At 64.7% G+C, this 22318-nt stretch carries 17 protein-coding genes; 9 read left to right on the top strand and 8 right to left on the bottom strand.

Annotated features, from left to right (window positions below):
- Positions 1–50 precede the first annotated feature (50 nt).
- From LB526_RS09355 to LB526_RS09335, 5 genes are all read left to right on the top strand, one after another.
- Positions 51–830, top strand: a complete 780-nt coding sequence (locus LB526_RS09355; protein WP_224627385.1) for a PP2C family protein-serine/threonine phosphatase — start codon at positions 51–53, stop codon at positions 828–830.
- A complete protein-coding gene (locus tag LB526_RS09350; protein ID WP_224627383.1) occupies positions 827–3364 on the top strand; it encodes a serine/threonine-protein kinase in 2538 nt (845 codons plus the stop codon). Before LB526_RS09355 ends, LB526_RS09350 begins: the two co-directional genes overlap by 4 nt.
- 11 nt (positions 3365–3375) lie before the next feature.
- Positions 3376–3864 (top strand): DUF1036 domain-containing protein, encoded by a 489-nt coding sequence (locus LB526_RS09345; protein ID WP_224545019.1) that lies wholly within the window; start codon positions 3376–3378, stop codon positions 3862–3864.
- Positions 3861–6302: a M23 family metallopeptidase gene (locus LB526_RS09340; RefSeq protein WP_224627382.1), complete on the top strand. Its 2442-nt coding sequence runs from the start codon at positions 3861–3863 to the stop codon at positions 6300–6302. Before LB526_RS09345 ends, LB526_RS09340 begins: the two co-directional genes overlap by 4 nt.
- Positions 6303–6369: 67 nt before the next feature.
- On the top strand, positions 6370–6585 hold the full coding sequence (locus LB526_RS09335) for a hypothetical protein (protein WP_224627381.1): 216 nt from the start codon (positions 6370–6372) through the stop codon (positions 6583–6585).
- Positions 6586–6813: 228 nt separating this feature from the next.
- Here LB526_RS09335 and LB526_RS09330 read toward each other — a convergent pair whose 3' ends face one another.
- Complete coding sequence (locus LB526_RS09330; RefSeq protein ID WP_224523530.1) at positions 6814–7347, bottom strand: OmpA family protein; 534 nt, start codon at positions 7345–7347, stop codon at positions 6814–6816.
- A 261-nt stretch (positions 7348–7608) separates the two neighbouring features.
- Here LB526_RS09330 and LB526_RS09325 point away from each other — a divergent pair, with 261 nt between their 5' ends.
- A complete protein-coding gene (locus tag LB526_RS09325; protein ID WP_224627507.1) occupies positions 7609–8169 on the top strand; it encodes a DUF6931 family protein in 561 nt (186 codons plus the stop codon).
- A 16-nt stretch (positions 8170–8185) separates the two neighbouring features.
- Here LB526_RS09325 and LB526_RS09320 read toward each other — a convergent pair whose 3' ends face one another.
- From LB526_RS09320 to LB526_RS09290, 7 genes are all read right to left on the bottom strand, one after another.
- The gene (locus tag LB526_RS09320; RefSeq protein ID WP_224627380.1) at positions 8186–9346 is read right to left on the bottom strand and encodes a caspase domain-containing protein; all 1161 of its coding nucleotides are present in this window, start codon (positions 9344–9346) and stop codon (positions 8186–8188) included.
- 85 nt (positions 9347–9431) lie between these two features.
- Entirely contained in the window at positions 9432–10523 is a 1092-nt protein-coding gene (locus LB526_RS09315; RefSeq protein WP_224627379.1) for an OmpA family protein, read from the bottom strand.
- Between the two features lie 454 nt (positions 10524–10977).
- Positions 10978–13527, bottom strand: a complete 2550-nt coding sequence (locus tag LB526_RS09310; protein WP_224627378.1) for a caspase family protein — start codon at positions 13525–13527, stop codon at positions 10978–10980.
- Between the two features lie 360 nt (positions 13528–13887).
- A complete protein-coding gene (locus LB526_RS09305) occupies positions 13888–14988 on the bottom strand; it encodes an alcohol dehydrogenase family protein (protein ID WP_224627377.1) in 1101 nt (366 codons plus the stop codon).
- 22 nt (positions 14989–15010) lie between these two features.
- On the bottom strand, positions 15011–16390 hold the full coding sequence (locus tag LB526_RS09300) for an aspartate aminotransferase family protein (RefSeq protein WP_224627376.1): 1380 nt from the start codon (positions 16388–16390) through the stop codon (positions 15011–15013).
- A gap of 34 nt (positions 16391–16424) precedes the next feature.
- Positions 16425–17918 carry an NAD-dependent succinate-semialdehyde dehydrogenase gene (locus LB526_RS09295; RefSeq protein WP_224627374.1) on the bottom strand — a complete coding sequence of 498 codons (1494 nt, stop codon included), beginning with the start codon at positions 17916–17918 and terminating at the stop codon, positions 16425–16427.
- A gap of 416 nt (positions 17919–18334) precedes the next feature.
- Positions 18335–18820: an Lrp/AsnC family transcriptional regulator gene (locus tag LB526_RS09290; RefSeq protein WP_140844068.1), complete on the bottom strand. Its 486-nt coding sequence runs from the start codon at positions 18818–18820 to the stop codon at positions 18335–18337.
- Positions 18821–18902: 82 nt separating this feature from the next.
- Here LB526_RS09290 and LB526_RS09285 point away from each other — a divergent pair, with 82 nt between their 5' ends.
- The 3 genes from LB526_RS09285 (at position 18903) to ehuB (ending at position 22153) form a co-directional block, all read left to right on the top strand.
- A complete protein-coding gene (locus tag LB526_RS09285; RefSeq protein ID WP_224627372.1) occupies positions 18903–20288 on the top strand; it encodes a PLP-dependent aminotransferase family protein in 1386 nt (461 codons plus the stop codon).
- Positions 20289–20422: 134 nt separating this feature from the next.
- Complete coding sequence (ehuA, locus tag LB526_RS09280) at positions 20423–21208, top strand: ectoine/hydroxyectoine ABC transporter ATP-binding protein EhuA (protein WP_095765843.1); 786 nt, start codon at positions 20423–20425, stop codon at positions 21206–21208.
- Positions 21209–21352: 144 nt separating this feature from the next.
- Complete coding sequence (ehuB, locus tag LB526_RS09275) at positions 21353–22153, top strand: ectoine/hydroxyectoine ABC transporter substrate-binding protein EhuB (RefSeq protein ID WP_245340420.1); 801 nt, start codon at positions 21353–21355, stop codon at positions 22151–22153.
- The last annotated feature ends 165 nt before the right edge of the window (positions 22154–22318 follow it).

Raw genomic sequence — 22318 nt, 5'->3', positions numbered from 1 at the left:
GCGGCCCATGGCTGGTCACAGAGGACGCCTGCTGAGCGCTTGGTGGCAAATTGAGCACTGTCGCCCTTCCCATCGACAGCTTCGGCGTGAGCCACAAGGGCTGTGTGCGCGACCACAACGAAGACAATTACCTCATCGAGCCGCAGACCGGGCTCTGGGTGGTGGCCGACGGCATGGGCGGGCATGAGGCCGGCGAAGTCGCCTCAGCCAGCATTGTCGACCATCTGGCGACGATCGGTATTGCGAGCTCGGCGCCGGACCTTCGCGCCCGCTTCGAGGACCGGCTGAGCCGCGCCAATGCCGAAATCCGCGATATATCGCGCTCGCGCGGCATCACCATCGGCTCCACTTTCGCGGCCCTGCTTGCCATGGATGGGCGCTTCGCCTGCCTGTGGGCCGGCGACAGCCGCATCTATCTCGTCCGCAACGGCTCGATCTTCCAAGTTTCCAAGGATCACACCGAGGTGCAGGAATTGCTCGACCGCGGCATGATCAGCGCCGAGGAAGCGCGCGTCTGGCCGCGCCGCAACGTGATCACGCATGCGATCGGCGTCAGCGACGAGCTCGAGATCGATTTCCAGCAGGGCGAGCTGATGGCGGGCGATGTCTTCGTTCTGGGCACAGACGGATTGACCGCGCATGTCAGCGACGCCGAGATCGAGGCCGCGGTCAGATCCGCCACGCCGCGGACGGCATGCGAGAACCTCTTGAAAACCGTGCTGGCGCGCGGCGGAACCGACAATGTGACTATCGTGCTCGTGAAGATCGGCGACGGGCAGAGCGGCGCGCACCATTCGGATCGGTCCGCGGCGGAGGGGCTGGCCGGATGAGCGACGACGACAAGACACGGCTGTCGACGAACGTCACCTACACGGGTGTCGGCACGCAGCTCAGCGGCATCTACGAACTCGACGAGAGGATCGCCTCCGGCGGCATGGGCGAAGTCTATCGCGGCCACAACATCCAGACCGGCGACCATGTGGCGATCAAGATCGTGCTGCCCGAATTCGCCCGCGACCAGACGATCCTGTCGCTGTTCCGCAAGGAAGCATCGATCCTCAATCATCTGTCGCATGACGCGGTGGTGCGCTACCACGTCTTCACCATCGATCCGGGGATCGGCCGTCCCTATCTTGCGATGGAGTTCGTGGACGGCCAGTCGCTGTTCGACGTCATGCGCCGCGGGCCGATGCCGGGGGATGATGTGCGCCGGCTTTGCCATCGCCTGGCCTCGGGGCTCGCCGCGGTGCACCAGGCAGGCGCTGTCCACCGCGACCTCTCGCCGGACAACATCATCCTGCCTGGCGGTCGGGTGGAGCGCGCCAAGATCATCGATTTCGGCATCGCCCGTTCGGCCACCGTCGGCGGAGAAACGCTGATCGGCGGAAAGTTCGCCGGCAAATACAATTACGTCTCGCCCGAACAGCTCGGCCTCTATGGAGGCGAGGTCAGCGAGCAGTCCGACATCTACAGCCTCGGCCTGGTGCTGGCGGCGGCGCTGCGCGGAAAGCCGCTCGACATGAGCGGGTCGCAATATGAGGTCATCGAAAAGCGCCGGGCGGTGCCGGACCTGTCGGATATCGATCCCGATTTCCGCGAGCTGATCGAAGCCATGCTGCAGCCGGATCCGCGCGACCGGCCGGCCAGCATGGCCGAGATTGCCAGGGCCTCGCGCGGCGAGGATCTCGAGGCGACATTGCCGCCGCCGGTGTCGTTTGGGGCACGCGAACGCTCCGGCCTGCCGCGCGCCGGTTGGACGGCGCTGCCGGATTCCAAACCGCAGCCGCCTTCCGGCGAGCCGCACTTCGTCGAGCATGTGCGCCCGGCGCATCTGTCGGAGCCACGGCCCGCGCCGGCAGCCGCCCCGGCCAGTGCGCCCGCACCGGCCGCACCCAAAAAGACTTCGCGCATGCCCGCCATCGCCGGAGGGGTCGCGGCTCTCGCTGTGCTGGTTGGGGGCGGCGTTTATTTCAGCGGTGTCCTGGCGCCCCCGCCGGCAACGGTAACACCCAAGCCACTGACGCCGAAGCCGGTCGCCGAAGCCGCCAAGCCGGTGGCCGAGGCGCAGCCACCGGAGGCGCCGAAATCTCAGGCGCAGGCACCGGCCGCGGCTCAGCCGCAGGCGCCGAAGCCTGACGGCGCCGCCACCATCGAGACGGCGAAGCCGCCTGTCCAACCCGATGCGGAGGCCAAGACGCCCGTCGAGAGGCCGGCCCGGCCTGCCACTCAGCCGGAGAGCGAGGCCAACAGCCAACCGCATCTCCCACAGGTCGAGACCAAACCGGCGCAACCGCCGGCGGCGCAATCGCCGAAGCCTGCGCCAGCTCCCGCGCCAGCGGCCGCCGAAAGCCACAAGCCGGCGCAGCCTGCAGGCAAGCCGGCAGCCAAGACGCCGGAACCGAGCCAGGCGGCTGAGAACAAGCCGGCGCAGGAGGCAAGTCCGCCGGCGGCCAAGCCGAGCGTAAAAGAGCTCGTGGAGATGCTTTCCAAGTTGCCCAAGCCGGCGGCTTCCCCACCTCCAGCTTCGCAAAGCCAGGCATCGACGCAGCCGACGCCTCCGCCGGCCGAGCCGAAGGCGCAGACCCCAACACCTAGTCAGCCGGAAACGCCGATCGCGCCGGCACAACCAGCGCAGCAAGCGCAGACACCGGCGGCCAAGCAGCCCGACAACACCGACGTTGCCATCAATGTGCCCAAGCCGGCGCTTCCTTCAGCGGAAGACGACATGATCAAGTGGAACGACCAGCGCTCCTGGGTGCGTGATTTCAGCGGCGGCAGCTGTTTTTACGCGAACGTCACTTCCGGACCTGGCGCCACCCCGACGATCGAGGGATACGCAACGGCGGTGCAGCCCTTCGAACAATTGCTCAATGATTTCCAGTCCAGGTTTCACGCCGAGCCGGACATCAGTGTGCGCCTGATCACCCCGCCGCAGTGCGGCGTGCCCACTTTCCTTCGCTTCCTCGACCGAAGCTCGGCTGCAAAGCCACAGCTTGTCCTCGACCGGACATCGGTCCCCGACGGATCGCCGGTCAGCGGCGCGCTGTATACGGGCGGCGGGCTTGTCTCGAACATCATGCTGATCGACCACAAGGGCATCGCCTTCAACCTCGACGACCGCATGGTGCCGCAGACCGACAAGGTGACCTTCAACATCCCGATCGGTCTCGCTGCCGCCGACAAAGCAGCCGCCAAAGCGGTGCCGCAGATCATGCTGGTAATCACCGGCCCCAAGGACATCCAGGCCGCCATGTTCTCCAGGCCGACGCCGGCCTCGGAGCTTTTGCCGAGGATCCTCGAGGAGATCGAGGCCGATGGATCGCAGTTCTCCGCCACGGCCACCTATTTCCGGCTTGGCGGATAGCATGAACGCCGATGGACCTTCGCCGCCTGCGTTATTTGGACCAGCCCTCGCCACGCAAGCAGCGTAGCCGGCTCCGATTGCCGAGCCGCATCACGCTTGCGGCGCTGCTCGGCGCGGCGCTGTTCTGGATCTTTTCGCCCGCCAAGGCGCATGCCGAATTCACCGTCTGCAACCAGACGCTCGACGTCGTGAATCTCGCGGTCGGACAGAAAGTCGACAATGCCGACCAGACGGACGGCTGGTGGACCATCGGCGCCAACCAGTGCGTCAACGTCATCCGCGAGGAGCTCACCAACCGCTATATCTATCTCTATGCGACGGACGTCTTCGGCCACGCGATCCTCAACGGATCGACCGAGATGTGCATCGACCGGCGGCGCTTTTCGATCCGTGGCATCGAAGAGTGCTGGCAGCGCGGCCATATCGCGGCGCGCTTCGTCGAGGTCGATACGCAGGAGCAGGTGCGCTGGACCTATTTCCTGACCGGAAACAGCCCGTGACGCACTCGATCGACACGAGCTTCAAACAGAAAAAGCTGGCGCGCTTGGCCGAGCGCCGGCGCAAGCTCCGGCGCGGAATCCTTGCAGGGGCCGCAACGCTCGCCGTCGTCGCTTTGGCCACCGGCTTCTACCTGACCAAGGACTATTGGTCGTTTGGCGACGAGGACGAGGAGCTGCATCCCGTCGAGGGCATGGAAGACGTGCCGCCCGATGCCTCGGTCTATGTGCCGGCGATCATCGATCTCGCCGGCGATCCGATGTGGATCACGCTGGCGCCCGATGCCGACACCGCGACTAAGGGCAAGACCGTCGCGCGTCCGGCTGAGCTCGACAGTTCCGGAGCTTCGCCGCAAATCGAGATCCTGTCCGACGTGATGCTGAGCGCCAGCGAGAAGTTCATGACGACGATCCCGTCGACGCAGGAGGATTTCGCCTTCTTCCAGGCGCAGCGGCAGGCCGCTTCCAAGCCATCGGCGGCGACGCCCGACGACGCGCAACCGGCACCGCCCGCTCCGGCCGCGGCGCCAGACGATCAACAGGGCGATCCGCAGGGCGACCTCGAGAACGATCTCCAGGCGGCGCCTGACGAGAGCGACGCCGGCCCGGCGACCAAGGCCGACGCCGACGATCCCGAGGCCGGCTGGGGCGAGACCATCGACCAGGGGGAAGCCGCGCTCCCGGCTTTCAAGAAGACCGCGGTCGAGAACAACACGACCGTGGCGACCGTCGCCAGCGAATACCAGCGCTTCGAGGCGACCGAGGATACCTTCGTGAAGATCCTCAACGACCGCAGCCTGGACAGCGTGGCGCTCGACGCGCATTTCTCCGCCGACGACGCGAAGCTTGCGGGCGAGGCGCTGAAGACGCTGTTCAACCGCGACGGGCTGGAGCCCGGCTTTGTGGTGGCCATGCGCGGGTTCCGTCCGAACCGCGAGACGACGACGATGTCGCTGATGCAGGTCTCGATCTACGCCAAGAATGTCTATGTCGGCACGCTGACGCGTAATGCGGCCGGCGCCTTCGTGTCGGGCGTGGATCCGTGGGTTCGCGAGGACCTCTTCAACTATTCCGGCGCCTCGGACCAGGGCGGGCCCAAGCGGCAGTACCGCCTGCTCGACGCGATCTATTCGACGGCAGCACGCAACAAGGTGCCGACCAGCGTCATCGGCGAGGCGATCATGTATCTGTCGCGGGGGCAGGACCTCGACGCCTTTGCCAGCGAGGACCAGCGCCTGGTGCTGATCTATTCGCAGACGCCGCGCGGCCAAGGCGAGATCTCCGGCCGGGTGCTCTATGTCGGTGTCCAAGGCGCGCAAAAGAGCCTCGACTGTTTCGTCTTCCAGCAGAGCGACGGCCAGTATGCCTGCGTGACGGGCGACGATCAGGTGCGATCGCTGACCGTCACCAACGGCATGGTCACACCGGTCGCCGGAGTGATGACCTCGACCTTCGGCCCGCGCAAGCATCCGATCCTCGGCACGGTTCGAATCCACAAGGGCGTCGACTGGGCGGCGCCGGTCGGTACGCCGATCGTGGCCGCCTTCGACGGCGCGATCTCCTTTCAGGGCGATGGCGGCGGCTACGGCAATCTGGTGAAGATCACGCATGCCAACGGCCGCGAGACGCGTTATGCGCATATGCAGAAATTCGCCATCGCCAGCGGGGTCGGCACCAAGGTGAAGGCCGGCGACGTCATCGGCTATATCGGCACAACAGGGCTTTCGACCGGCCCGCATCTGCATTTCGAACTCTATCAGAATGGCGTGGCGATCGATCCGCTGGGCACGGTCACTTCGGTCGCCACCGCCGTTTCCGTCAGCTCCGGCGGCTCAGGCGATTCCGCCGTCGAGACGCTGACCGACCGGATCGTGCACGTCGAAAGCGGCGGCAGCGCCCGTGCCAAGAACCCGCTTTCGTCGGCGACCGGCGCCGGCCAGTTCATCTCCAAGACCTGGATCCGCATGATGAACACGTATCGTCCCGATCTCGCCCGCTCGCTTTCGACCGCCGACCTTTTGGCGCTCCGCTACGACGCGACGCTGTCGCGCGAAATGGTGCGCAACCTGGCGCGCGAAGGCGAAGCCTATCTGCGCGCCCGCGGCCACCAGATCACCGCCGGTCGCCTCTATCTTTGCCATTTCCTCGGCATGGAAGGGGCGCATCAGGTGCTGGCGGCGCCGGGCTCGTCGCAATTGACCGCGGTTCTGGGATCAGCCGTCATCCAGGCCAACCCGTTCCTTACCGGCAAGACCGCCAGTTATGTCGTGGACTGGGCCGAGCGGAAAATGGGGCAGAAGGTGCCGCGCGTGGTGACCGACCAAGGCCAGCCGGCGACGACCACGACCGAAATCCGGCAGACGTCTCCCGAATTCGAAAAATACAAGCAGGCGATCGCCGCGCTGATAGGTTCGATCCAGAATACGCCGGGACCCGGCTGACCGTGGTCTTTTGGCTAAGGCACGATTTCGACGCGCGGTGAGCTGGAACATTTGAGAGGATTCGACGTTGCCGGCCATGGTCAAAAAGCAATCCAACGAAAACGGTTCGTGCTTCGAATTCGACGTCATGCGCGAAGCGTTCAGGCGCTGGGTCGATGAGGATGAGATTCCTGAAGATCAATGGCGACCGCGCGCGACGAAGCTGGTTCGCATCATGACCGGGGACGATTACGTCAATCCCAACGTGGTCGAATGGATCATGCGTAAAAAACCCCAGCGCTGAGGGGGATCGGCGCTGGGGCTCTTTGGGCATGTACGCTGTACCGGCATGGCCGAATATCAGGCTGCGCTAATATCGTAAACGAGTGGTAAATTGCTTCCTCTAAGCCATGGTCCCGAAAACCGGCTCCCACTTTTCGGGTCATGCTTTAGAACTGATCGAGAATGCGAGCCCTGCCTGTCGGCAGTCGCCCATCGGCAGTTCGCTAAGAGCTGATCGGCGCCGACCGCCCTATTGCGTCCTGATCCGCATTTCCACCCGGCGGTTGACCGGATCGTAGGGATTGGCGACGCGCGGATGCGACTTGCCCAGGCCTATCGGCTCGAGGCGGGTAGATTGAACGCCGTTCGCCGTCAGGAAGGCGGCCACCGATTGCGCCCTTCGCTGCGACAGGTCCTGGTTGTAGCGATCCGTACCGGTCGCGTCGGTGTGGCCTTCGACGACGAAGCTGAACGTGCTCAGCCTATTGTCCTTCAGCGCCTTGGCGAACTCGTCCAGCTCCGTGCGGGCGGTCTGGTCGAGCTGGGCCGAATCGAGGGCGAAATTGATCATCATGTCGAGGCTGCCCTTTTGGGGCGCCTCGTTCTTGTCGGCTTTGCTCTTGCACTCTTCTTCGGTGCCGACGCAGATACCGCGCGACGCGCCAAGATTACCCTGGCCGGCGAAGAACTTCACGATGTCTTCCGATTTCTGTAGCGGATCGGCATAAACGTGCGTTGAAAAAAGCACGGTCGCCAATGCCAAGGCTGAGCTGCCCCACCGCATGACCGTCACTCCTGTTTGAGCGGGTTTCACTGGCGCACACCATATCAAATCTTGAAGCGATTGTCTGTGAACAAGCGCACGTTGCCGATGGCCGCCACCTGCTAAAAGCTGGAGCATGATGCCGAAAAATATGAAGCGGTTTCGGGCGGCATCATGCTCTAGTTCTTTGATTTAGAGACGGGTTCATCCGGCTCTAAGGCTTGACCGGCTCTCGGCTAAAGGCTTCAGTGGTTATCAGCTGGCTCTCGGGGTTTGGCAGCCATGGCCAACGAACTCGGATACAGAACCGCAAGGGATCTCTTTCTTGCCTGTCCCGCGATCGCCCGGGACATGAAATCGCCGGCCGCCAATCAATCCCCGCTCGAGTTCTGCCGCGCCCTGCTCGCCGGGCGCGTGCCGGAGGAGGCTGTCACGTTCTGTGCCTATCTCCTGCCGGAACGCGCCGCGGTCTGGTGGGGGCATGAATGCCTGAGCCATCTCTCAGAACTCCTTGCCGATAGGGACCTCGAATTGCTGGCGCTCGTCAATGACTGGGTCGGCGAGCCTGGCAATCCCCGCAATCGAACGGCGCTGGGCGACGCCGTCGATCCGTCGCCGACGACGCCGGCTGCTTGGCTCGCTCTGTCCGCGGCGTGGCGCGACCCGGCCTTCGATATGCTGTCGACTGGATTTCCCGCCGCCCACGCCGTCAACGCCGGAATCCTGGCGGGGCTGGCGCGCGTCTCGACCGCGGACCGTTTTGGCGTGCTTTCGGCCTTCGTCGATATGGGCATCCAGATGGTGGAGATGGAGGCGCAGCGGCAATCGGTCGACGCGTATTAGGGTAACTCCAGGAAAATCATTTACAGCCGCCTTGCGCCCACCTGGCCAAAGCGACCTTGAAGCGGGTGCCGAGCGGATGCTGCAGGCGCAGCACGGAGACGTCGTTGGCAGCGAAATTCTTCGCCTGCTCGCAAAGGCGGGTCTCGTTCCACTCGTGGCAGCCGTCGCAGTGCTTGCCTTGCCAGACCGACTTGTCGAGGCCTTCGACCGGACTGAAAAGCGGTTGTCCCTTGATCAGTTGGGCTATGCTCTTGCCGTCGATCGCCGGGTCGCCAAACTTGACCGGGCGATCGAAAAAGATCGGCCCGTCCGTCGCCAGCTTCGGGATTCTTTCACGCAGCGCATTGAGCGCAAGCTGTTCGTCGGTCTGGCCGGACGCCGCGCCGGTGTTGCGCGTCCCGGAGCCCGCTTCGGCCTGCGGCGGGCCCGCCTCGCCGACGATCAGCGGCGCATTGAGATCGATGCTGTGCAGGACGACCTCGGTGGTCAGCGAGACGTTGATCCAGGGGCGCTGCTTGCCGGCGGTGGCCTTGAAGACATCGCTGGTCACCCTGTTCATCGCTTCGGTGATGGAGACGTTGGCTTCGCCGATATGCTGGAGCAGCGCCGTGGTGAACGGCGAGTGGTCGCCCGAACCGTCATAGGCGAGCTGGTTCGGACTTGCGGCGAAGGCGACCAGCGTGCCGGCGCCGCCATTCTCGATCGGGATTTCAGCAAGGCCGCTGCTTGCGCCCTTGATGCCGGCGGTCTTCGCCAGCACGTCGGCGAGCGGATTGTCGCGGCAAGCGTCCAGGAAAACCAGTCTTATGCTGGTCTCGCGCGACATCTGGCGCAGGACGAAATCGACCGAGACGGCCTCGAAATCAAGCGAGGTCTCGTCCTCAAGCGCGGCGTCGACCGGAAGCAGATAATTCTTGCCGGAGACCTGCAGGCCATGGCCGGCATAGAAGAAAAGCGCGATGTCGGCGCCCCGCACCTGCTTGGCAAACTGCGCGACCGTAGTCTGTGTCTGCTGCTTGGTGAGGTCGAAGCCGGAGACCACCTCGAAGTCGAGGTCCTTGAGCCGATCGGCCATGGCCTGCGCATCCCGCGCCGGATTGGCGAGCGGCGCCGCGTGCTGATATTGCGAGTTGCCGAGCACGAGCGCGACGCGCCGCTCGGCATTTGCGGCGGCCATCGTCAGAATCAGGGCAAGCGCCACAACTCCCGCGGCGCGAAGCAGGCCACCGCAAAAGGCGATCGGACCAGGACCCACCGTCACCTCAGTTGGTGAGCTTGCTGGCGGAGAATTCGATCCGCCGGTTGAGCGCCTTGTTCTTGGGCGTGTCGTTGGCGGCGACCGGCTTGTCCTCGCCATAACCGGCCGAGCTTATCTGGTTGCGCGGCACGCCGTCGGCGATAAGCGCATCGGCGACGGCCTGGGCGCGCCGCTCGGAGAGCGCCTTGTTCGCCTCGGGCGATCCGTCGGAATCGGTATAGCCGGACACTTCGACCTTGAGGGCCGGGCATTTGCCGACGACGCCCTCGACCTCCGCCAGCAGCGGGCGGCTCTTGGCGTCGAGCCTCGCGCTCGCCTGGCGGAAATAGATGGCGCCGGTGCGCGAGAGCACGGCAAACCGGTTGAGGCATTCCTCGTCGCTGAAATTGGCTTTCGCGGCATCGGTGGCGACGGGGCCGACCTCGGCGGTCGAGGCCGCAACGGTCTGCACGGCGGCCGGCTTGGCGCCTTCGGCGGTGAAGACGAAATCGAAGGACACCGACGCCGTGGGCACGATGTTGGTCACGTTGGCCGCCTGCTGCAATTTGTCGATGTTGGGCAAGAGCCCGAAATCCTCGACATGGACCGCGACGGGCGCTTCCGAAGCGACGGAAACCTGGGTGTCGCTGATCATGGTGACGACGACGCTTGCCTCGAGATCCTTGTCGACGCCATGCAGGCTGAGGCGGAACGGCAGTGTCGTCTTCACCCGGCGCTTGGTAGGCAAATCGGCGAACGCCGCTGGGTCCACCTTCGCCATCACTTCGGCCGTCGGATAGGTGAATGTCTCGAAAAACAGGAAACGCATGCGAACGTTGCGCAGGTCGACGCCCGTATCGACGGAATTGAGGTCGAAGCTGATCCTGGCGTCGCCGGCGGAACTCAGCGTGCCGGTGATGTTCCTGATCTTGTTGGTCTCGACGATCGTGTTCTTCTTGACCGACTGGTAGGTGAGCACCGAAGCGGACGGATCGAGCGTCCAGTTCGGCGCGGCGCTCGCAGCCTGCGATCCGAAGACCAGCAGCGCGGCTACGACCAAGCCAAAAGCCGCGGCCTTGGCTCGCATTTTTCGCCAGAATGCGACGACTTCGAACATGGAACGCCCCCGCCAGGACAACCCGATCTCGATACCGGCATGTGACCGGAGCATAGAGCACTTGGCCGGGCTTGGCGAGCGGTTCTACTCGACCTCGAAGGATGTGACGACACCTATCGCGCGACGGCGGCCCTGCCTGCTATCGACCGCTTATCCGCCCCAACCACCGCCACCGCCGCCACCGCTATTGCCACCGCCAATTGAAGGCGGAGTTACGACAGGCGCGGTCTCGGTCTGAACGGGCTTGATCAGTTTCTTGGCGGTAACCTTCTTGCGCTCGACGACTTTTGGCGCGGTCGTCGTGCGAACAGCCTTCGTCCTGTGCTTCTCCGTCGGGGCCGGCTCGACCCTGGGCGTCACGGTCGTGCAGCCTGCGACCGCGAGAGCACCGGATAGGATTGTTGCGACGATTGCGTGTTTCGATGCCCAGCCCACAACATTGCCTCCTTGCTGATCAGAACAGGTCCCGTCGCGGATTGGCTTGTTCCCAGACCGCCCTGGCCGTCTTGACCAGCTGATCGTCCAACGAGCCGTCCGCCGAAATCTTGGATTTGAGTTCCCCACGCATCTGTTTCAGAGCCGCTGTCTTCGCCTTGGCCCCAAATTTCGCGAGCGTCGCCTTTGCGTCCGGAATCTCGTTGCGAAGATCGAGCGCGGCCGCGAAAGCAAGATAGCGCGCGGCCACCGCCTGGTCGGCCTTGTCGCCTCTTTGCATCTCCAGCGCCGCGCGATCATATGCGGCCGACTGATCGCCGCGATCGGTCGCCAGCTCGAACAGCCTTTGCGCCTCTGCCAGATCCTGCTGCACGCCGACACCGTCCCTGTACATGCGTGCAAGGCTGCCGGGGGCATAGGGCTGGCCGAGATCCATCGATTTCTGGAACAGCGTGACCGCGGTTTTGGGATCCTTCTCGACCCCCGTGCCGGAGAGATAATTGCGGCCAAGCAGGTTCATCGAATACATGTCCTGCCGCTCGACGCCGGCCTTGAGGAAGGCCACGGCGCGAGCCGGATCGGCCGGCACGCCGTTGCGGCCTTCGGTAAAGATCGCCGCAAGGTCGTTCATCGCATAGGTATGGCCCATCGCCGCCGCCTTGAGCAGCAGGTCCAGCCCCTTGCCGGTATCGCGGTCGACGCCGTAGCCGTTGAACAAGGCGCGGCCCCATGAAGTCATTCCATAGGGGTCGCCCTTATCGGACGCCGCCGCGTAGAAAGTGTTGGCCTGCTTGCGGTTCGCGGGCATACCCGTGCCGGTCGCGTTGAGGTAGCCGAGTTCGAACACCGCACGGACATGCCCCTTGTCGGCGGCTTCCTTGATCGCCTTCTTGGCTTCCTCGACCTTGCCGGCGGCGAGCAGCGCGCGACCTAGCTCGTAGTGGAAGCGGGCGACATCGGGATAGGCCTTCACGGCCGCCCGGCAGGCCTCCACCGCGCCGGCGCCGATCTCGTTCGGCAACAGGCCGGGAACGACGCCCTGCAGGTCCAAGGGTTCGCCTGCCTGCGTGTCGCAGGGATCGACGCTTGGCGACAGCTTCATCGTCGCCGGCTTCGACGATGTGTTGTCAGCTCTGATTTCGACGCCGACTATCAATGGCTTGACCGCGCCTATCTGCGGTTCGTAGCGCAGTTTATCGACCTCGTCGGCCATCAGGCTCGATTGCGGCGACAAGGTCCGGTCCGGCAGGGACAGCGTCCCGGTTGCCGGATAGCTCGCAAGCTTCACGCTTACGGCCGGATCGTTGGTCGGGAAATCCAGCTTCAGCGGCACCGGGCCGACACCGACCGGAATCTTGACGTCGCGGTTCTCGATCGCCTCGGCGGCGCCGGCGATGTGGATGCCGCGCTCCACCACCTGCTGCTTCTGTTTCGACTCGAGCGAGGCGACAAGCTGCTTGCCCGCGGCACCCTCGCCATTCTTGACCCGGAACACCAGTATGCCCTGCGATCCGCCGCCCCATTCGTCATGCGCGGCATAGGCCAGCATATCGACCTGGTCCTCGGCGTCGGCGCCCTTCGGCACATCCATCGCGAGCCGCGGCAGATCCTTGCCCTCTATCGGCTCGCCCGTCGCGACCGGCTTGCCGTCCAGGATCAGACGCCCCAGCGCCGGCGGCCTTTCGATGCTGATAGTGACCGCGCCGCCATCGACATCGACCGGCACCGGCAGGTCGAGCGCGACCGGACCGACGCCCGACGGTACGGTCTTTTCCAGCACCGGCGGCAAAGCCGGCCGGCTGGCGCGGCGCATCAGCACCACCTCGTCGATCAGCGAGGAATTTTCCCAGGGAACCTGCGCGCCCTTGGTGGCCTCGACCACATCGCGGCGGACGGTCGCCATGACCGAGCGTATCTCCTGGTTCGGCGCCAGCGCGCGGCGCGAGAAGGCGGATGAAAACGGGCTGAGGTCGCCGGACCCGTCATAGGCGACGGCGCCGGGTTCCGTGGCGAAGGCGATCAGCGTGTTCAGCGAGCTTTTCACCTGCGCGAGGCCGGTGCCGCCGGCCGCGATCAACTGGTCGCGCAGCCAGTAATCCTTGCGCGGGAACGGATTGTTGCGGCAGGCATCGAGGATGATCACCTGGATCTTCGATTTGGCGCGCAATTGTTGCAGGACGTCGTCGAGCTTGACCGCCTGGACCTCGATGTCGGCCGCATCCGTGAGCGAGGCGTCGACCGGAATCAGGAAATTCTCGCCGCCGATCTGAAAGCCGTGGCCGGAATAGTAGACGACCGCCAGATCGGCGCCGTCCGCCGCCGCGAGATAATTGCGAAATTCCTTCTCGAACTGGAGCTTGGTGAGATCCTTGGCGACGAACACATCGAAGCCGGCCAGCCGGAACGTGCCCGACACGTCGTCGGCATCCTTGTCCGGATTTTTCAGCGCAGGGATTTCGCGATATTCGGAATTGCCGATGACAAGCGCAACCCTTCGATCGGCGTGCGCCTGCACCGTCGCGAGGCCCACGAGGATCAAGGCTGCTATCAGCGCGCAGCATCGCAGCATGGTAAAATCCCTAACTGCTATCACCTGTCGGCCACAAGAACGCAGCTTGCGGCATCGCGGTCTGTTAAAGACTTCACAATCTGCCAAGACGGCAAGGAACGCGCCTGCGATGGCAAGGCAGATCGCGCATTCAACCAGCTGCTAAAATAACCCAGAGACCTCGGCGCCGCAATGACCTGGGTAAGCGCGTCGCCGTCTGTCGATGCAGTGTCACCATCTGCGAGCCACGCCTCCGCGCAGCGCTGCGTGTCTGCGACGCCACAGCGTTTCGTGGGAACGGCGAAAGCATCCTATCTTTTACCGAATTCCGGACGGAATGCTACGGCGAGCCGCCGACCCCGAGCCGGCCTCTTTCCTGGGTCAGGCGCCGCTCCACATCGCGTCCGGCACCACCACCAGCTTGCCGACAAAGTCCTTGCCCATGAAGTCGGTCTGAGCGCGGTGGAAGTCCGACAGTTTGTAGACGCCGCCGACCAGCGGCTTGATCTTCTTTTCCTCGATGTAGCGCACGATGCGGCGGAAATCCGCGCGGGTGCCTTGGCTCGAGCCGTGGAGTTGGAGCTGCTTCAGATACATGGTGCGGAGGTCGAGCTGCACGACCGGCCCGGCGATCGCGCCGGCAGTCGTGTAGCGGCCTTCGGGCCGCAGGATGCGTAGGAGGTCGTTGAAGATGGCGCCGCCGACGAGGTCGGCGACCACGTCGATGGGTTGGCCGCCAGTCGCTTCGTTGACGGCGGTGAGCAGGTCGGCCACGCCGCGCGTGATCACCTTCTCGACGCCAATGTCGAGCACGGCCTGTTCCTTGCCCTTGCCGACGACGGCATAGGGGATGGCGCCCCGCGCCCTCGCCAGTTGCACGATGCCGGAGCCGACACCGCCGGAGGCGCCGGTGACCAGCACACGCTCGCCAGCTTTTAGCGCCGCCCGCTCCAGCATCTGCTCGCCGGTGAGATAGGCGCAGCAGAAGGTGGCTAGCTCGACATCGCTCAGATCGGTGTCGACGACATGCGCGTTCTCGGCCGGCAGCGCCTGGTATTCTGCATAACCGCCGTCACGGCCGTGGCCCATATAGTCGATGTCGGCCAGCGAATCGTCGTCGCGATTATAGATCGAGAAATCGACCATGACGCGCTCGCCGATGCGCTCCGCGGACACGCCGTCGCCGACGGCGACGATCGTGCCAACAGTGTCGGTGCCCTGGATGCGCGGGAAGGTCAGAGTGTTGCCTTGCCGGCGCCAGGTCGACACCGCCTCGGCATCTTCCTCCGTGCCATAGGCGCCCTGGCGCACCCAGACATCGGTGTTGTTCATGCCGCAGGCGCTGACCTTGACGAGCACCTCGCCGGCGGCAGGTGCCGGCACCTTCACATCCGTGCGGTAGACGAGCTTCTCAAGGCCGCCATGGCCCGTAAGCTGCACGGCGGCCATGGTGGCGGGAAGAGTTCTGGTCATGGCATTCATGTCGCTTCTCGGATGTCACTTCTCAGATGCTGGCCAATACGCTGTTCACGGCGTCGGCGGTCTTGGCGACGACGATGTCGGCTTCCTCGCGCGTCAGGCAGAGCGGCGGCGCGAAACCGAGGATATCGCCCTGCGGCATGGCGCGGCCAATGACGCCGCTGGCGGCGAGCGCGGTGGCGATCTGCGGCCCGACCTTCAGCGCCGGATCGAAGAAGACGCGGTCGTCGCGGTCCTTGACGAACTCGATGGCGGCCAGCATGCCATCGCCACGCACCTCGCCGACATTCCTGTGTCCGCCGACTGCCTTGGCCAACTCTGCGCGGAAGTAAGCTCCGGTCTCGCCGGCGTTCCGCACCAGGTCCATCTCGTCGATCAGCTCGAGATTGGCGACACCGGCGGCAACGCAGATCGGGTGCGCCGAATAGGTCCAGCCATGGCCGAGCGAGCCAAGCTTGTCCGAGCCCTTGACCAGCACCTGCCAGACCTTGTCGGCGACGATGACGCCGGAGAGCGGCGCATAGGCCGAGGTCAGGCCCTTGGCGATGGTGATCAGGTCCGGCTTGATCCCGTAATGGTCGGAGCCGAACATGGTGCCGAGACGCCCGAAGCCGGTCACCACCTCGTCCGCGACGAGCAGCACGTCATATTTATTCAGCACAGCCTGGATCTTCTGCCAGTAACCGGCCGGCGGCGGCACGATGCCGCCCGTGCCGAGGATCGGCTCGCCGATGAAGGCCGCGACCGTGTCCGGGCCCTCGGCCAGGATCATCTCTTCCAGCTTGTCGGCGCAATATTGCGAGAACTGCTCCTCGCTCATCGAGCGGTCGGCGCGGCGGAAATAATACGGCGCTTCCGTGTGCAGGATCGGCGCCCGCGGCAAGTCGAAGGCGTTGTGGAACAGCTCGAGCCCGGTCAGCGACCCAGTCATGATGCCCGAGCCGTGATAGCCGCGCCAGCGCGAGATGATCTTCTTCTTCTCCGGCCGGCCGAGAACGTTGTTGTAATACCAGATCAGCTTGATGTTGGTCTCGTTGGCATCCGAGCCGGAGAGACCGAAATAGACTCGGCTCATGCCCTTCGGCGCGCGGTCGATGATCATCTTGGAGAGCCGGATCGAGGCCTCGGTGCCATGCCCGACATAGGCGTGGTAGTAGGCGAGGTTCTTCGCCTGCTCGGCGATGGCGTCGGCGATCTTCTGGCGGCCGTAACCGACATTGACGCAATAGAGGCCGGCGAAGGCATCGATGCTCTTCTTGCCGGTGTTGTCCCAGACGGTGACGCCTTCGCCGCCGGCCATGATGCGGGCCGGCGATTCACCGCGCGCGTGCGTGCCCATATGCGTCGAGGGATGGAAGAAGTGGTCGCGATCCCAAGCGGAGAGTTCGTTGGACTGTTCGAGCATTTTTGACTCCTGACGAGAATGAGGCCTGCGTAGCTTAGGCTACGTCGAGGCAAAGGTATTTGAGGTCTGTAAAAGCTTCGAGGCCGTGGCGGGAGCCTTCGCGGCCGATGCCTGATTGCTTGACGCCGCCGAAAGGGATCGGCGCGCCGGTGATCTTGACCCGGTTTATGGCGACCATGCCGTACTCCAAGGCGCGGCCCATGCGCGCCTGGCGCGCGCCGTTTTCGGTGACGACATAGGCGACCAGGCCATATTCCGTGGCGTTGGCGCGGGTGACGACTTCCGCCTCGTCGTCGAATGGCGTCACAGCCGCGACAGGGCCGAAGGTTTCTTCGCGCATGATCAGCGCTTCGTCCGGCACATCGGCGAGCAGCGTCGGCTGGTAGAACAGCTGCCCGGCCGCGTGACGCCTGCCCCCGGTCAGGCAGCGCGCGCCGTGGGTGAGCGCGTCGGCCACCTGCTCCTCGACCTTCTTGACCGCGCGCTCATGCATCAGCGGTCCGATATCGGCGTCTGCCGATAAGCCATTGCCGGTGCGGAGCTGCTCGATGCGGCGGGCGAAAGCGGCGCAGAAGCGATCATAGATCGGCCGCTGCACATAGATGCGGTTGGCGGCGAGGCAATCCTGGCCGGAGGTGGCGAATTTGGCATCGAGCGCGATCGCCACGGCCTTATCGATGTCGGCGTCGTCGAAGACGATCAGCGGCGCGTGGCCGCCGAGCTCCATCACCAGTCGTTTCATCGTCGCAGCGCTCTGCGCGGCGATCAGCCGGCCGACCTCGGTCGAGCCGGTGAAGCTCATCGCGCGGACCCGCGCATCGGCGCACATCGCGCCGACAATCGTGCGCGCATCGCCGGTGACGACGTTGAAGACGCCTGCCGGCAGCCCGGCACGCTCGCCGAGCTCAGCCAGAGCCAGGGCCGACAGCGGCGTCTCCGAGGACGGATGCGCCACCACCGTGCAGCCCGCAGCCAAAGCTGCCGCCGCCTTGCGGGTGAGCATGGCCGACGGAAAATTCCAGGGCGTGACGACACCGATCACGCCGAGCGGCTCGCGGCGCACCGACATCTCGGCATTCGGCAGATGGCTGGTGACGCTTTCGGCGTTGAGGCGTTTCGCTTCCTCGGCATACCACTCGATAAAGGACGCGGCGTAGTCGATCTCGCCAAGCGATTCCTTCAGCGGCTTGCCCTGCTCGAGCGTCATCAGCAGCGCCAGATCATCCTTGGCGGCGACGATCAGATCGAACCATTTTCGCAGGATTTTCGAGCGCTCCTGCGGCAGCGCCGAGCGCCAGCCGGGAAACGAGCGGGACGCGGCATTGATCGCATTTGTCGTCTGGGCGGCATCGAGCGCGGCTACGAAGGCGACGGTAGCGCCGGTGGCCGGATCGGTAACCTCAAAACTTGCCGCCGCTTCGCTCGCTGTCCAGTGGCCATCGACATAGGCGAGCGCGCGCAGCAGCCGGCGATCGGCGAGGCGGTCGAGCGCGTCATGGTGGTTGGTACGGGCAAAATGTGCGGACATCAGTCGGGACTCCCGGTGCCGAGGCGATGTGAAGAGACTAGTCGCGAGATCGGGACAAAGAGGCTGTTTCGACAGGCTGACAGAGAGAGATTATCTCTATTTGTCCGGGAGAGCAGGTCAATCTCTCTAGCTTACCAGCCGCCGGATGCCACCAACCGGTGAAATTGGTCGCCTCCACAACTTCGTCATCCACGGGCGGAGCGGAAGCGAAGCGGACGCGTAGACCCGAGGATCCATTCCGTGACCTTGATCGAAGGGCGCAGCGGAGCAGAATTCTGCACCGTTGCAACGCCTTGGCGTTACGGAATGGATCCTCGGGTCTGCGCCGCGTCGCTTCGCTCCTTGCTCCGCCCGTGGATGACGAAGTGACGGACGTTTCGGCTAATCTCCACGCTGATCGTGAGACCGACTCACCCTTATTCCGGCAGCAGATCGGCCACCGGCAGCACGGTCTCGTCCTTGACCGTCTTGGTGACGATGTAGGTGAAGTAGCGGTCGATGCCGATCTCGCGCTCAAGCAGGCCGTCGACCAGCCGCTGATAGGCGTCGATGTCGCGCGCCATCACTTTCAGCACGTAGTCGACGCCGCCGCCCACCGACCAGCAGGCGACGATCTCCGGGATATCGCGCACCACCCGCTCGAAGCGGTCGAAGTCAGCCTGGCGATGATTGGCCAGGGTCACCTCCATCAGCACCGTCGCCACCGGCGCGATGACACGCATGGCGATCGCGGCGTGATAGCCGGAGACGATGCCGGCCTTCTCCAGCTTGCGCAGCCGCATCCAGCACGGCGTCGGCGACAGGCCGACCTTCTCGGCCAGCGCGAGCTTGGTGATGCGTCCGTCGCGCTGGATGGCGTCGAGAATCCTGAGGTCGATCGGGTCGAGTTTCGCTGCCGCCATGCGGGTCCGCCTTTCGTTGCGGACACCATGACGATGCATTATTTCGATTGTCAATTGCACTGATTTCGATCTCTAATAAGTCATGACATTTTGGCAGCCAGATCCTGCTCTCATCCGCCGGCCGGCCTATCTCTCGCTGGCCGACCAGTTCGCGCGCGCCATCCATGACGGGCGGCTGGCCAACGGCACGCGGCTGCCGACGCATCGCCGGCTGGCGGACGATCTGAAGCTTTCGGTGCAAACCGTCAGCCGCGCCTATGAGGAGTTGATCCGCCGGGGACTGATTTCCGGCGAGGTCGGCCGCGGCAGTTTCGTGCAGACGCAGCGTCGCGAGCCCGAGCCGCCCTACATCCCGGAACGGCTTGGCGAGGTCATCGACCTCTCCATCCTGAAGCCGGTCTGCGAGCCGATGCATCTGGAGAAACTGAAGCAGGCGCTGGGCTGGCTGGCCGAGAACCTGCCGTCGAGCTCGGCGCTGTCGTTCCGGCCCAACATGGTTTTCCCGCGCCACCGCGCGGTCGCGGTCGAATGGCTGAAACTTTGCGGCCTTGAAGCCTCGCCGCAGAACATCAGCCTGACCAACGGCGCCACTGCCGGCATGACGGTGGCGCTGATGAGCGTCGCGCCGCCCGGCTCGACGGTCGCCACCGAGGCGATCGGCCACCACACGCTGATCCCGCTTGCGCGCTATCTCGGCTTCAACCTCGAAGGCCTGCCGATCGACGGCAATGGGCTGGTCCCCGAAGCGCTCGACGAGGCCTGCCGCCTCTCGGACATTCGCGCTGTGTTCGTGCAGCCGTCGGTGATCAACCCGACGGCGACGCTGATGGACGCCACAAGGCGCGAGCAGATCGCGGCGGTCGCGCGCAAGCACGACATTGCCATCATCGAGAACGACGTGCTCGGGCCGCTGGTTGAAGGCAAGCCGCCGGCGGTTGCCGCCTTCGCGCCGGAACGGACGCTCTACGTCACCTCCTTCACCAAAATCGTCGTGCCAGGCCTGCGCATCGGCTATCTCGCGGTACCGGACCGCTATGTCGCGGCCGTCGCCAACCGCCACCTAGTCTCGAACTGGATGGCGACGCCGATGGTTGCAGAGATCGCTACGCGCTGGGTGACCGACGGCACAGCGATGGAACTGGTCAACTGGCAGCGTGGCGCGCTGAGGCGCCGCCAGGAGATCGCCGCGGAAGTGCTCACGGGTGTCGACTATCGCTGTCATCGCGACGGGCTGCATCTGTGGCTCGAGCTGCCGGGCGACCGGGCCGAGGAGAGCTTTGTCGCGCAGGCGCGCCTGCGGGGGGTGGCGATCGCGCCGGGCACCTCGTTCCGCATCGCCGACACGCCCTGGCATCCGGCCGTGCGCATCTCGCTCGGATCGACCACCGAGGGGGAACTGCGGGCGGGCCTGAGCGTTGTCGCCAAACTGCTGCTCGGCGATCCGGAGCATCTCCTGCTCGCCATCTGATCACAAGCGGACGAAGATTGCCCTGAAATTGTGCCGTGCCGGAAATATTGTCATGATATTATTTTCCCAATTGACATGATTTGGCACGTTTCGCATCGTTAAGGACATAGGCTTCTCCAGAACGGGGACATGGATTGCCCGCGCCCATCATCAAGGTTGATGCGATTTCGAAGAGCTTCGGCGCCTTCAAGGTGCTGGACGGCCTGTCGATGCAGGTCATGCCTGGCGAGAAGCTGGCGCTGATCGGCCCGTCCGGTTCCGGCAAGACGACGATCCTGCGCATCCTGATGACGCTGGAGAAGATCGACGGCGGCCATATCCAGATCGACGGCGAGCAGCTCTACCACATGGAGCGCAACGGCCAGCTGCTGCCGGCCGACGAGCGGCACCTGGCCAGGATGCGCCAGAAGATCGGCATGGTCTTCCAGCTGTTCAATCTCTTCCCGCACAAATGCGTCATGGACAATGTGACCCTGGCGCCGATGCTGACCAAGGGCGTCGCGCGCGCCGCCGCCGAGAAGCGGGCGATGGAACTGCTCGACATGGTCGGACTTGCGGACAAGGCGAAGGCGATGCCGGCGCAGCTCTCCGGCGGCCAGAAGCAGCGCGTGGCGATCGCCCGGGCGCTGGCGCTGTCGCCCAAGATCATGCTGTTCGATGAGGTCACCTCGGCGCTCGACCCCGAGCTCGTCGAGGAAGTGCTCAACGTCATGCGCAAGCTCGCCGCCGAGACCGACATGACGATGCTTCTGGTCACCCATGAGATGGGCTTCGCCCACGACTTCGCCGACCGCGTGCTGTTCTTCGACCGCGGCAGGATCGTCGAGGAAGGCAAGCCCGATGAGATTTTCCGCCATCCCAAACAGGAAAGAACGCAGAGCTTCCTGAAGAAGATCATCGCGGCCGGACATCGCGTCTGACTGCAATGCGAGCGGGCGGCGCAAGCCGTCCACGGGCGGTCAAAGGCCGCCCGAACCAGGCAAACCAAGAAGACAAACAAGGAGTTGGGAACAATGAAGAAACTTGGCATTCTGGCTGGCGTCGCCGGCCTCGCGATCACCGCGATGCTGCTCGCCCCCGGCGCGCGGTCGGCGGATGACGCCAAGCTGGAGCAGCTCAAGCAGCAAGGCTTCGCCCGCGTCGCCATCGCCAACGAGCCGCCCTATACGGCGGTCGCCGCCGACGGGAAGGTATCGGGCGCGGCGCCCGACGTGGCGCGCGAGATCTTCAAGCGTCTCGGCGTCAACGACATCGTCGCTTCCATCTCCGAATACGGCGCGATGATCCCCGGCCTGCAGGCCGGCCGCTTCGACGTCGTCACCGCCGGCCTGTTCATGAAGCCGGAGCGTTGCGCGGCGGTCGCCTATTCCGAGCCGGTGCTTTGCGATGCCGAAGCGATGCTGGTGAAGAAGGGCAACCCGAAGGGCTTCAAGAGCTACGAGGACATCGCCAAGGACAGCTCCGCCACGGTCGGTGCGCCGGGCGGCGGCACCGAGGAGAAGCTGGCGCTCACTGCCGGCGTGCCGCGCGATCGCGTCATCGTCGTGCCGGACGGCCAGAGCGGCCTGAAGATGGTGCAGGACGGCCGTATCGACGCCTATTCGTTGCCTGTGCTCTCGATCAACGACCTGATGAAGAAGGCCAACGACCCGAACCTCGAAGTGATCGCGCCGGTGCAGGGCGCGCCGGTCTATTGCGATGGCGCGGCCTTCAAGAAAGGCGACGAGGCACTGCGCGACGCCTATGACGTCGAGCTCGCCAAGATGAAGAAGTCCGGCGAGTTCGCCAAGATCATCGAGCCCTACGGCTTCTCCGCCAAGGCGGCGATGTCGACGACGCGCGAGAAGCTCTGCGCGGCGAAATAATGCTCTTTGCCTTCTCCCTGCTTGCGGGGAGAAGGTGGCTCGAAGAGCCGGATGAGGGGCGGCGCCAAGTTCTGTAAGGCTGGTTCCGCCCCTCATCTGCCTGCCCATCCTACGCAGCAGCTGCGCTGCAGCTATGGAGGGTAAACCGGCATCTCTCTGTCGATG

Source organism: Mesorhizobium sp. CA6 (assembly GCF_020165035.1).
Classification (GTDB): Bacteria; Pseudomonadota; Alphaproteobacteria; order Rhizobiales; family Rhizobiaceae; genus Mesorhizobium.
The sequence above is the reverse complement of the archived record's forward strand: the minus strand, read 5'-3'. Positions and strand labels throughout refer to the sequence as shown.